Origin of the sequence: Hyalangium sp. (assembly GCF_035629615.1) — a bacterium.
Taxonomy (GTDB): Bacteria; Myxococcota; Myxococcia; order Myxococcales; family Myxococcaceae; genus Hyalangium.
In genome coordinates this window covers 1-11846 of sequence record NZ_DASPHO010000007.1, presented here as the reverse complement: position 1 = coordinate 11846, position 11846 = coordinate 1, and the positions used below count along the sequence as shown (strand labels likewise).

The 11846-nt window shown below is 68.9% G+C and carries 11 protein-coding genes; 2 read left to right on the top strand and 9 right to left on the bottom strand.

Annotated features, from left to right (window positions below):
- On the bottom strand, positions 1–785 hold a 785-nt coding region (locus VD972_RS00225), incomplete at its 3' end, for a PQQ-dependent sugar dehydrogenase (protein WP_324978927.1).
- Positions 786–925: 140 nt separating this feature from the next.
- Here VD972_RS00225 and VD972_RS00220 point away from each other — a divergent pair.
- Positions 926–2176 (top strand): MFS transporter, encoded by a 1251-nt coding sequence (locus VD972_RS00220; RefSeq protein WP_324978924.1) that lies wholly within the window; start codon positions 926–928, stop codon positions 2174–2176.
- A gap of 100 nt (positions 2177–2276) precedes the next feature.
- On the opposite strand, the gene VD972_RS00215 is transcribed toward VD972_RS00220, so the two are convergent.
- The 8 genes from VD972_RS00215 to VD972_RS00180 form a co-directional block, all read right to left on the bottom strand.
- Positions 2277–3254 carry a D-alanine--D-alanine ligase gene (locus VD972_RS00215; protein ID WP_324978921.1) on the bottom strand — a complete coding sequence of 326 codons (978 nt, stop codon included), beginning with the start codon at positions 3252–3254 and terminating at the stop codon, positions 2277–2279.
- A gap of 435 nt (positions 3255–3689) precedes the next feature.
- Positions 3690–5642: a PEGA domain-containing protein gene (locus VD972_RS00210; RefSeq protein WP_324978918.1), complete on the bottom strand. Its 1953-nt coding sequence runs from the start codon at positions 5640–5642 to the stop codon at positions 3690–3692.
- Positions 5643–5704: 62 nt separating this feature from the next.
- Positions 5705–7033 (bottom strand): S41 family peptidase, encoded by a 1329-nt coding sequence (locus tag VD972_RS00205; protein ID WP_324978915.1) that lies wholly within the window; start codon positions 7031–7033, stop codon positions 5705–5707.
- Between the two features lie 45 nt (positions 7034–7078).
- Positions 7079–7939 (bottom strand): alpha/beta fold hydrolase, encoded by an 861-nt coding sequence (locus VD972_RS00200; protein ID WP_324978912.1) that lies wholly within the window; start codon positions 7937–7939, stop codon positions 7079–7081.
- Positions 7940–8007: 68 nt separating this feature from the next.
- On the bottom strand, positions 8008–9123 hold the full coding sequence (locus VD972_RS00195; RefSeq protein WP_324978909.1) for a murein hydrolase activator EnvC family protein: 1116 nt from the start codon (positions 9121–9123) through the stop codon (positions 8008–8010).
- Entirely contained in the window at positions 9120–10022 is a 903-nt protein-coding gene (locus VD972_RS00190; protein WP_324978906.1) for a cell division protein FtsX, read from the bottom strand. Before VD972_RS00190 ends, VD972_RS00195 begins: the two co-directional genes overlap by 4 nt.
- Positions 10019–10714 carry a cell division ATP-binding protein FtsE gene (gene ftsE / locus VD972_RS00185; protein ID WP_324978903.1) on the bottom strand — a complete coding sequence of 232 codons (696 nt, stop codon included), beginning with the start codon at positions 10712–10714 and terminating at the stop codon, positions 10019–10021. The genes VD972_RS00190 and ftsE overlap by 4 nt, the downstream gene beginning before the upstream one ends.
- A gap of 98 nt (positions 10715–10812) precedes the next feature.
- Positions 10813–11349: a hypothetical protein gene (locus VD972_RS00180; protein WP_324978900.1), complete on the bottom strand. Its 537-nt coding sequence runs from the start codon at positions 11347–11349 to the stop codon at positions 10813–10815.
- Between the two features lie 230 nt (positions 11350–11579).
- Between VD972_RS00180 and VD972_RS00175 the strand changes: the two genes are divergently transcribed.
- Positions 11580–11846, top strand: a 267-nt coding sequence (locus VD972_RS00175; RefSeq protein WP_324978897.1) for a fatty acid desaturase CarF family protein, incomplete at its 3' end; no start/stop codon positions are given.

Here is an 11846-nt window from a genome sequence, read left to right as displayed (position 1 = left end):
GGGTCGAGCGCGGCGGACTGGATGTTCCGGTGACCGTAGGACCAGATCTCGGCCCGGGCGTCCTTCTGGCCCACCAGTGGGTTGTCCTTCGGAATCGAGCCGTCCGGATGGATGCGCACCACCTTGCCGAAGGTGCTGTCGAGATCCTGGGCCCTGACGCGGGACTGGGGCAGTGAACGCTCGCCCAGGCTGACGAAGAGTGTGCCGTCTGGCGCGAAGACCAGGCGAGAACCGAAGTGCAGGCCGGACTGGAAGGTGGGCTGCTGCCGGAAGATCACCTGGACGTTCTCGACGCGCGGCTGGCGGCCCGTCACCAGACGTCCCCGAGCCAGCGCCGTGCCGTTGCCACCCTCGCGAGGCTCGGAGTAGCTCCAGTAGATCAGGCCATTCTTCGCATAGTCGGGATCGAGAGCGACGTCGAGCAAGCCGCCCTGACGTTCGGCGAAGACCTCGGGCAGACCGCGCACTGGTTCCGAGAGACGGCCCTGCGCGTCGACGATGCGCATGCGCCCCGGCTTCTCGGTCACCAGCATGCGCCCGTCAGGCAGGAACTCCAGCGCCCAGGGGCGCTCGAGCCCCTTCGCGACAGCCTGGGTCTGGACGGAGGCTTGCTTCGCAGGCTGCGGTGCGCGGGTCTGGCCGGGCGCGGCTGGCTTCTGGTTGCGGGCCTCGGGAGGCTGGGTCTCGACAGGCGGGCGCTGGCCACTGGAGGCGCGTTCCTGGCCATAGGCCTCGGTGGCGGCGACCAGCGTCACGGTGGCTGCGAAGACAAGGATCCCGCGCATGGCCCTCTCCCATTCGGTCCAGGTTGTAAGAACTTCAACCTATGAAACAACAAGGGCAACCGCACCGCGAGCGAATGCTTGGCAGAATGCACGCCTCCTGAGCGGCCGTATGCTACCTCTGCCTCACCAGGTTCTCCTCGATGAGCCATCCGACCGAGTCCCCACCCATGGCGGAGGCCACTCGACGGCGACCTGCCCTCCTCGTGCTGGCGTACCTGGCCTTCGTCAGCCTGGGGCTGCCGGACAGCGTTCTCGGCGTCGCCTGGCCGTCCCTGCGCGAGGCGTTTGCCCTTCCTCAAGCCGCGCTGGGCGCCCCGCTGGCCGCAGGCGCCGTCACCTACTTCCTCTCGGGGATGTTGGCGGGCCGGCTCATCCGCGTGGCCGGTATCGGCGGGCTCCTCGCCGGTAGCACCGCGCTCGTCACGCTCGGCGTCACCGGTTACGGCTCGGCGCCGGCCTTCGTCCTCTTCCTGGCCTCGGCGTGCGTCGTCGGCTTCGGGTCGGGAGCGATCGACGCGGGGCTCAACACCTACGCCGCCCACCACTTTGGGGCGCGCCACATGACCTGGTTGCATGCCGCGTACAGTGCCGGCGCTGCGCTCGGGCCCGTGATCATGACCGTCATCCTCACGAGCGGTGCGGGGTGGCAAACGGGATATGCCGTCATCAGCGGAGGCCTGGGGGTGCTCGCGGTGGCCTTCATCGCGACGCGCCGACAGTGGAGCCACAACTCGCAGGGCTCGGTTGGCACGGAGGCTCCACGAGAGGCACCGCGCATGCTCAGCGGATGGACGGTGCTGCGCCATCCCCGTGTCTGGCTGCAGATCACCCTCTTCTTCGTCTACACGGGGATTGAAGTCGCGGCGGGCCAGTGGAGCTACACGATCCTCGTCGAGGCTCGCGGCGTGGATACCGCCACGGCCGGGACGTGGGTCAGCGTCTACTGGGCAAGTCTTCTGGCCGGGCGCATCGTGCTCGGCTTCATCGTCGAGCGGGTGGGCACCGTCCGGCTGCTCAGGCTCGGCACCGCGGCAGCTGTCGTGGGTGCCCTCGTCTTCGCCGCTCCGGGGCTACCGGCCTGGGTGGGCGCAGTCGGGCTGGCGGTGCTGGGCTTCGCGCTCGCGCCCATCTTTCCGGCCCTCATGGCCGAGACGCCTCGACGGGTGGGCGCGAAGGCCGCTCCTCATGCGGTGGGCTTCCAGGTCAGCGCCGGGACGGCGGGCGTCGCGATCATCCCGAGCATTGCCGGCTTCCTGGGTGAGCGGCTCGGCCTGGTGGTCATCGCACCCTGGATTGCCCTCTGCGCAGTACTCCTGGCCTTGCTCCACGAGGTGCTCGTCGCGAAGGCTGACCGCGCTGACTCGAGGCGCCTCCCGGACGGGTTCCATTGAACGCCCGGGAGCACTCGTGCCCCGGGTTCCCTGCAATGGACTTCCACCACCCGCTGCCGGTCCAGGGGACGTGGAAGGGGAACTCATCCCCTCCCCTGGCTCAGCCGCCCACGGCGCGGCGCGGCGCGGGCTGAACCGTGGCCCGCTCGGGTGCCTCGGTGACCCCCGCCTCGTCGCGGGTGGCGAGCGTGAGGATGCGCTCGCACAGCTGCGGGAAGGTGATGCCCCGCTGCGCGGCGATCTTCGGCAGCAGGCTCATGGGCGTCAGCCCCGGCAGCGTGTTGACCTCGAGGACGACGTCGTTGTCCTCATCCGAGCAGATGAGGTCCACCCGGCCGTAGCCGCGGCAGCCCAGCGCCTGCCACGCCGCGAGCGCCAGGTGCTCCACATTGGCCAGCCGCGTGGGAGACAGCCGCGGCGGGAGGAAGTAGCGCGCCCCGCCCTTGTACTTGGCCTCGTAGTCAAAGCCCTCGCGGGGGTAGGAGATCTCGCAGCTTCCCAGCACCTCACCGCCGAGGATGCCCACCGTCACCTCTCGGCCGCGCGCGAAGCGCTCCACCAGGACCTCGCCGCCGTAGCGACACGCCTCGGCCACCGCGGAGGCCAGCGCCTCGGGCTCGTTCACCAAGGCCAGACCCACGGACGAGCCGCCACACGCCGGCTTCACCACGCACGGGAAGCCCAGATCGCCATGGCGCTCCTGGAGTGTGGCCAGCTCCTCGCGGCCGATGCGGTAGCCCTGGGGCGTGGGCAGGTTGTGCAGCCGGAAGAGCTTCTTGGCGAACGGCTTGTTCATCGCCAGCGCGGAGGCCATGACGCCAGATCCCGTGTAGGGCAGCTCGAGCAGCTCCAGCAGTCCCTGCACCTTGCCGTCCTCGCCCATCCGCCCGTGCAGCGCCAGGAAGGCCACGTCCAGCTCCGCCGACCGCAGCACCCGGTCCAGCCCCGGTCCGGCGAAGACGCGGGTCACGGTGTGGCCCTGCTCTTCCAGCGCGGCCACCACCGCCTCGCCAGTCTTCAGTGAAATCTCCCGCTCCTCGCCCCACCCGCCCATCAACACTCCGACGCGCTTGCCCATGTTGGTGCTTCCTCCTGGGTCCGTTCCTCAGCACGCGGGATGCCAACACCACTCGTGCTACAGGTCACGAAAACTGCCAGCGTGAGTGGGGCTAACCCTTTAATTTCACGGACTTACAGGTCTGTAGCTTGCGGCCGGCCAGCCACGGCGCGGCTGAAGGGCCACGCGGGCCGGGCAGGCAGGCAGACGCGGCTCAGTGGGCCTCGGCAGGCAGCTCGGGGCAGCCCGTGGGGTCCTCGCAGAGGCTGGAGCTTCCCGTGCCTCCATCCCCGCCAGAAGGGGGGACACAGCGCGAGTTGGTGCACACGTACTCCGGGAGGCACTGACTCCCACCGTCACAAGGCTGGCCTTCGGGATCAAAATCAACGAGCAGGCTGCAGGCTGACAGCAGGGACAGCACTGCGAGCAACCAGGGGAGTGGATGAGAGCGCATGGCTAGTAGTTCCGGAGATCGTCCTCGTCGAGCGGGGGCCGCTTCTTCTTCTCTTCCTCCTCGCGCTTGCGCTTGTCCTCCTCCTCGCGCCTGCGCTTGTCCTCTTCCTCACGCTTGCGCTTGTCCTCTTCCTCGCGCTTGCGCTTCTCTTCCAACTGCTTGCGCTGGTCTTCCTCCTCGCGCTTGAGCCGCTCCTCTTCCTGCTTCCGCTTCTGCTCCTCCTGCTTGCGCTTGTCGTTGCCCTCGCGCTTGAGGCGCTCCTCCTCCTCGCGCTTGAGCCGCTCCTCTTCCGCACGCTTGAGCCGCTCCTCTTCCGCACCCTTCGCCGCCTCCTCGCGCTTGCGCTTCTCCTCCTCCGCACGAGTGGGAGGCTTGCCCTGGGGAGCAGGAGCCGTCGCGGCCTTGTCGGCCGCGGCAGGAGCCGTCGCAGGCTTGTCCGCGGGCTGGCCGGCGGGCGCCGTCGCAGGCTTGTCCGCGGGCCGAGTCGTGGGCGCAATCTCGCGTGCTGGCGAAGAGCGAGGCTCCGAGGGGCTCTTCCGCGCCTCGGCCTTTCCACCGCCCCCGCCTCCCAGGAAGGCCAGCCAGGTGCCCGCGCCCGCCGAGACGAGGCCGGCGAGGATCCCCACATCGGCGATGAGCGCGAACTTCTTTCCGTCCGAGCTGAGCTGCTTCGCGCGCGAATCCCTCTGGGGCGTCCTCTTGAACTGATCCGACTTGGAGGAGGCCTCGAGACCGAAGTAGACGCCCCCCGCCACGAGCGCCGCGCCGGTGGCCAGCAGCACGTACCCTGCCGTCCGGCGCCCCGCGCTTGGCCCGGCGGTGACGTAGTGCTTCACGGGGCCGTCCTTGCGCGGCGCGTCCGCCTTCAGCACGGCGGCGAGGAGCGACTGAAGCCCCGCATCCATCACCTCGCCCGCGAGCGGCAGGGGAGCCGCCGCATAGCCCGGGTTGTGGCCATCGGACACGTCCAGGCGGAGCGCGATGGCGTCCTGAGGCACCGCCCCGGGTGTGCCTCGCACCAGCAGCGCCAGCACCTGCTGCGTCCCCGCAAGGGTGCCCAGCTCCCGGAGTGCCGCATCCCGATCCTCGCCCAGGGGATCGCTCGAGATCCGCTCCACCCACGCCCTCAGGCGCGGCTCGGCCGGCACGGGCTGGAGGGTGAGGCTCGCTTCGCCTCGGAACTTCCCCTGGGCTGGTGAATAGCCCGGCGCGATGGCCGTGACGAAGTGCTCGGCGGGGGTGAGGTCCTGGAGCTTCGAGGGCGAGGTGCCCTTGAACTGCCCGTCCACGAAGATCTGAGCCGGTACGTCGCCCGTCTTCACCTCGAGGGTCCTGGTGGCATCAGCAAGGATGGTCTTGCGCGTCTTCTCGACGAGGGCGAGCTCGTCCGGCGGGAAGTAGTTGGGAGAGAACTCGGCGTGAGGGTTGCGGGCGAGCACCTCCTTCAGCTCGCGCGCGAACGCCTTGTTGTCACCGTTGGCCACGTAGGAGGCGATCTTCATCACTCGCGCCCGGGCCAGCTCCGGGTAGTGCCGGGACAGATCGCTGAGCTCGTAGAGCTTGGCCGCCGTGTCGAACTGCTGGAGCGCCTTCTGCGTGTCCAGCTCGTCATAGGCCTTCTGGCCCTCGGCGAACGCCGCGGCGGCCTCCTCGGCCTTCGCCTCGCGCTCACGAGCGCCTGACGCATCCAGCGCATCGGCCAGGCGCACGAGCTCGAAGCGCCCGGCGCCCGCCACCGCCTGCTCAGCCAAGTACGACAGCCGAGGCAGCTGGGCCTGAGCCGCTGAATCGAGTGGCACCACCAGGACGGTGAGCTTCGGCGCCGCCGCGGCCGGGAGCACGCGCGGCAGCAAGCGCACCGCGGGCTGCTGCGCCAGAGCCGGACCGGAGGCGAGCAGGCCCACCAGCAGGCCACTCAGCGCCGACTGAAGCACGCGGTTCCAGGGTCGTCGCATCACGCTTTCCACCATGCGCCGACCATTAAGCGGACTGCCCGGCGAAAAGCCAGCGAGTAACGCTACCGCTCCGTATTACCCGCGCGGGGCGAGCCGCTCTGTTCGGATCCAGCCACGGAGTGGAGGTACTCCAGCGCGACTTTGAGGGGCGGGTCCTTCAGCTTTGCAGTGACATCCCACGGCTTGAGGTTGGCAGGCAGCGCCCGAGGGCTGCTCGCCTGCTCGGGGGCCGAGACCACGGGCTCTGCCTTGAAGTGGCGCTCCAGGTCCTTCTCCCGCGTCTCTCGGCCTGGCTTGCCGCCCGGCTCCTCCGGGACGCTGAAGTCCGGGGTGATGCCCCGCTCCTGGATGCTGCGGCCGTGGGGCGTGTAGTAGCGCGCGATGGTCAGCTTCAGCCCGGAGCCGTCCTCCAGCTCGATGACGGTCTGCACGCTGCCCTTGCCGAAGGTCTGCGTGCCCATGATGACGGCGCGCCCATGGTCCTGCAGCGCGCCGGCGACGATCTCCGAGGCCGAGGCGCTCCCCGCATTCACGAGCACCACCAGCGGGTAGTTGCTCTCCGTGTCCCGATCCTTGCTGCGCTCCTCGGTGGCGTTGGCGCCGTTGCGGCCCTTTGTCGTCACGATGGCCAAGCTGCCCGGGAGGAAGCGATCGCTGATCGCCACCGCCTGATCCAGCAGCCCGCCCGGGTTGTTGCGCAGATCCAGCACCAGCCCCCGCAGCTCCTTGCCGCCATTGAGCCCTCGCAGCCGGTCCAGCTCCTTGCGCAGGTACAGGTCCGTGCGGTCCTGGAAGTTCTTCACCTTCACGTAGCCGATGCCGCCGTAGAGCGAGCCCTCCACGGAGACAATCCGGATGTGGTCCCGGATGATGGCGATCTCTCGCGGCGCGCTGAAGCCGTCGCGCATGATGGTGAGCAGCACCCGCTTGCCCGCAGGGCCCCGCATCTTCTGAAGCGCCCAGGGCAAGTCCTTCCCCTGGGTGGACTCGTCGTCGATGCGGAGGATCTCATCCCCTGGGCGCAGGCCGGCGCGCGCCGCGGGCGTGTCGTCGATGGCCGCCACCACGACGAGGCTCTCACCCTTGCGAGCGATCTCGACGCCCAGCCCTCCGAACTCGCCGGAGGTGTCGATCTTCATCTCCTTGAAGACCTCTGGCGGCATGAAGAGGGTGTGTGGATCCAGCGTCTCGAGCATGCCCTTGATGGCGCCATGCATGAGCCGGCGCTGATCCACCGTCTCCACGTAGTTGTTCTCCACGTAGGAGAGCACCCGCGCGAACACCTCCAGGTTCTTGTAGGTGGTGTCTTCGCGGTCCGCGCGCGCGGTGGGAACGGCGAGCAGCAAGCCCGCCGCGAGCGCCACACGCCACGAGTGGAGCAGGCGGTTCACGAGGTGCGTCCTTTCCAGGAGTAGCGCCGCCAGTCTACACCGCCCCTAGAGCCCTGCTGTGTCCGCGAAGCGCACCAACTGGGCCACGAGCTCGTCGGGCCGCTCCACCTGGGGGATGTGCCCGAAGCCCTCCACCACGCGCACCTGGGCATGGAGGGGCAGGTGGGCCCGGTAGTACTCCAGCGTCTCGGCGGGCAGCAGCCGCTCGCTCCCCCCCCAAACGAGCAGGACGGGCATCTTCAGGCCCTGCAACATCTCGGGCGTGAGGCTCTCGCGCGTGGCACGGGCCTCGGCCGCCAGAGCCTGCACCGTGGCCGTGCCATAGAACTTCTTCAGCTCACCGGCAAAGAGCATCACGGGCAGGGGCGGCTTGTGGAAGAGGCGCCGGGTGAGCGCGCGCGCCTCGGAGGGTGTCCGGACGTTGAAGTTGGCCAGCACCGCCTCCAAGGCCTCGGGCGCCAGCGCGGCCCCGGCCGGAGCCACCAGTCCCAGCGCCCGGACGAGTTCCGGGTGGTCCGCGGCGAGCCTCACGGCCATGGCCCCTCCCAGCGAGTTGCCCACCACGAAGGCCGGCTCGCCCACCACCTGCTCGCACCAGAGGCGCAGCACGTCGAACTGGCTTCGCACACAGACGGGCCCACCGCAGTACTCGGCGGAGAAGCCGTGTCCGGGCAGATCCACCGCCAGCACCCGCGAGAAGCGCTTGCCCAGCCCGAAGAACACTCCGGCAAAGCCGTTGGAGGAGCCTCCCAGGCCGTGGACGAGTACCACCGGCGGCCCCTTCCCCTGCCCCTTCAGCTCGTACATGTGCACGGACTGGCCGGCGACGGATACCACCTTGGACTCCACGCCACGCACCACCAGCATGTGGCGCATCACCTTCTGCACACCACCTAAGAGGTCCACCGGGCTCGCTCGCTCCTGTGAAGGGTCCAGCCCCTACATTAATGGGCCCTTGGTTTTTATGCAGCGCGTCAAGACCCCTTGGAGAACCAAGGCCTGGGGTCCACGGCCAACCCGCTCTTGCGGATCTCGAAGTAGAGGTAGGCCCCCTTGAGGGAGCCTGTATCCCCCACAGAGCCTACCTCCTCGCCGGCCTGGATCTCCGCACCCACCTCGGGCAGCACCGAGGCCAGGTGGGCCATGAGCGAGTGGTAGCCGCTGCCGTGGTCCAGGATGAGCAGGTTGCCATAGCCGCGCAGCGAGCCGGCGAAGACGACGGTGCCAGGCGCCACGGCGCGCACGGGCGTTCCCGCCGCGGCGCGGATGTCCACCCCCTTCTGCACAGTGACGGTGTTGAAGCGCGGGTTGATCACCTTGCCGAACCCCACCTCGATGATGCCCGCGGTGGGGAGGGACAGCTTGCCCTTGAGCGCGCGGAAGCCGGTGGCGGTCGTCCCCTCCTTCAGATCGTCCAGCATCCGCGTCAGCTCCACGTCCGCCTGCTCCAGCTCGCGCACCACCCGCCGCACCAGATCCGCCTCGCCCGAGAGCGTGGCCACCACGTCCTGCAGCGCCGCTTGCTGCTGCTGGGCGAAGGCCACCTGCTCCTTGAGGAAGGCCATCCTCGTGGCGAGCGAGCCCTGAAGCCGCCGCAGCTCGAGGACGGCCTGGTGCTCGAGCCGCGCCACGTGCTGCACGGCGCGCAGCAGCTCCAGGTCGCTCTTCATCGTGGCCTCCAGCGTCCGCGCGCGCCAGACGAGCGAAGAGAAGTCCTGGGAGGTGAGCAGCGCCTCGATGGGCTGGCGGCGCGTCAACCGGTACAGGGCGCGCAGCCGGGGCGTGAGCCGCTGAAGCTGCTGCTGGAGCACCGCGCGCGCCACGGCCTCCTCACGCTCGGCGACGGCCACGCGCTTGCGAAAGGCGGCCAGGTCCTTCTCCACCACCTGCACGCGCTTGCGGGACAGGGCCGCCATCTGCTCCAGCAGCTCCAGGCCCTCCAGCACGGAGACCTTCTTGGACTCGATGAGGGCCACGGCGGCGCGCTGCGTGGCGAGCTGCTCGCGCACGGTGGCCCGCTCTGCCGCCTCGTCCTGTGCGAGCGCGGTGGTGGCTCCCAGCAGCAGCGTGAGGAGGACCGTGCGGCTCATACCCTCGAGAAGCGCCCTACCGCGATGAAGCTGCCCACCAGCCCCAGCAGGCCCCCGGCCATCACCAGCTCCAGCGCCAGCGCCGGGCGTACCAGGGGCTCGGAGGAGGTAGGCCCCAGCAGGAAGGAGAAGAGAGACGTCAGCGTGGGCCCCACCAGCCGCCCGAAGGCCCACAGGCCCACCAGCGCCACCGCCGCGCCTAACAGCCCCTGGAGGAGCCCCTCGATGAGGAAGGGTGCCTTGACGAAGCGGTCCGTGGCACCCACGAGCTTCTGGATCTCAATCTCCTCGCGCCGCGCGTAGATGGCGAGCTGAAGCGTGGCGGACACGATGATGATGGTGGCGAAGAGCACCACCGCGAAGGCCACCAGCCCGCCGAAGCGCAGCGCCCGGGCGATCGCCGTCAGCCGCTCCACTGCCTCGCGGCCGTAGTCCACGCCCGTGACGCCGGGCAGCAGGCGGATCTGCGTCGCGAGCGCCTCGAGCAGCTCCGGGGTGCGCCGCTCCGGGGCCACGCTCAGCTCCAGCGAGGGTGGCAATGGATTCTCCGGGAGCTGCGCCAGCGCGTCCCCCAGGTCTCCCAGCTCACGGGCCAGCCGCTCGAGCGCCTCGGCTGGCTTCACCAGCACGGCCTGGCCTCCGCTGGCCGTCTCCAGCTTCGCGCGCAGGGCATCCACCTGCTCTGGCACGAGCTCCGGCGTCACGTACACCGTCACCTCCACCTCGCCGCCGAGCGAGGCCATGAGCCCATCCAGCGCCCGGCCCGTGGTGCGCGCCAGCCCCGCGGCGAACAGCGCGATGGCGATGGTGGTGATGGCGATGAAGTGGACGAACGGCGAGTGCCGCAGGCCTCCGGCCGCCGAGCGCCAGAAGTAGGAGACCTTGGCCAGCGCGCTCATACCGCCATCATCCGCCGCGCCGCCTTGACGCCATCCTCGTCGGACACGATGAACCCACGCTCCAGTCGCACCGTGCGCTTCTGGTAGCGCGCCAGCAGCGAGCTGTCGTGGGTGGCCACCATTACGGTGGTGCCGCGGATGTTGACCTGGTTGAGCAGATCCATGATCTCCAGGGTGAGCGCCGGGTCCAGGTTTCCGGTGGGCTCGTCGGCCAGGAGGATGGTGGGATCATTCACGAGGGCCCGAGCGATCACCACGCGCTGCTGCTCTCCACCGGACAGGCGCAGCGGGTACGAGTTCGCCTTGTGCTCCAGCCCCACCAGCTTGAGCATGCGGTGGACCTTCTCGCGCGCCTCGGCCCGGGGCACGCCCAGCACGTCCAGGGTGAAGCCCACGTTGTCCTCCACCGAGCGCTGGGGCAGCAGCTTGAAGTCCTGGAACACCACGCCGATGTTGCGGCGCAGGTAGGGGATGGCGGACTCGCGGATGCGCGCGATGTTGCGGCCGCCCACGAGGATCTGCCCCTTGGTCGCCTTCTCCCCGCAGAACAGGAGCTTCAGCAGTGTGGTCTTCCCCGCGCCCGAGGGACCGGTGAGGAAGATGAACTCTCCCTTCTCGACATGCAGGTTGATGTCCGAGAGCACCGGCGGGTCACCGGGGTAGGCCTTGTAGACATGGAACATCTGGATCATCGGCAGGGCGATTGTGGACCCAAGTGGCCCATCGCTCCACTCCGTGGCGATCGCTTGCTCGCCGCCGGGGCTGCCGAGGGGGTGCTGGACGGCTCCGACTACTGCTCACCCTCGCCGGCCAGATAGCTGAGGATGACCTCGTCGAGGCTCTTCTCGGAGATCAGGTCCTCACCAAAGAGGGTCTCCACGCCCACCTCGTTGATCTTGGGCTTGACCTTCATGGCGAGGGCTGCGGCCACCTCGGGAGGCATCTGCGAGGCGGCGGGAGGGACAGGCTTGGCGACGGGAGCCACCGGCTGCGCCTTCACCTCCGCCTCGGGGGCGAGCTGGCCGGGCTGGTAGTGCCGCGTCGCGCTGGACTCGAAGCTGTCGTACACGCCGTTGATGAGGTTGCGCAGCATCTCCTTGTGCTGCTCTTCCATCAGCTCGCGGACGACCTCGGCCAGGTTCTCGGCGTTGAGGATGTCTGCGTACGACGTCTTCTTCGAGGCGAGGATGTTACCGCCCACGAACAGGTGAGTGATGATGTGGGGGTTGTTGACGCCAGAGTCCTCGGTCTGGACGTGGTAGACCTTCCCCTTGTGCTTGATGTTGTGGTTGAAGCCGGTGACGGCCTTCTCGAAGGTTTTCGCCATGCCAGAGGCGCCGGACGCTAGCAGTGGGACCCGACCGGCACAAGGTAAGCGTAGCGCTCTTCCTGCTCGCCGTCGCATTCCCGGCCGCTTGACCGGGGGGCGCTGCCCGCCGCTGGTGCCTGACCGCTGGCCATCCTGGCTGCAGCAGGTTCGTTGAAAACCAGAATCCAGCTAGGCTACGTAGGTTCCCTCGTGAACGGCACGTTCCCGGTGCTCCCACCAGGTGTAAGATGAAGAACAACGTCACCGACAAACTGCGTCTGCAGGACGCCAAGGTCCTGGCCAAGGGCTACACGCGCGCCATCCGCATGATGGACATTGCCAGCATCGTCACCTTCCTGGGACTGGAGGGGATGCTGGTGTACCAGCTGTGGGGCAACCCACATGTCGGTCCCTGGCTGGTGCTGAGCACGGTGCTGGTGGGTTACCTGGCGGCGGACTTCGTGTCCGGCTTCGTCCACTGGATGGCGGACACCTGGGGCTCGTCGACGATGCCC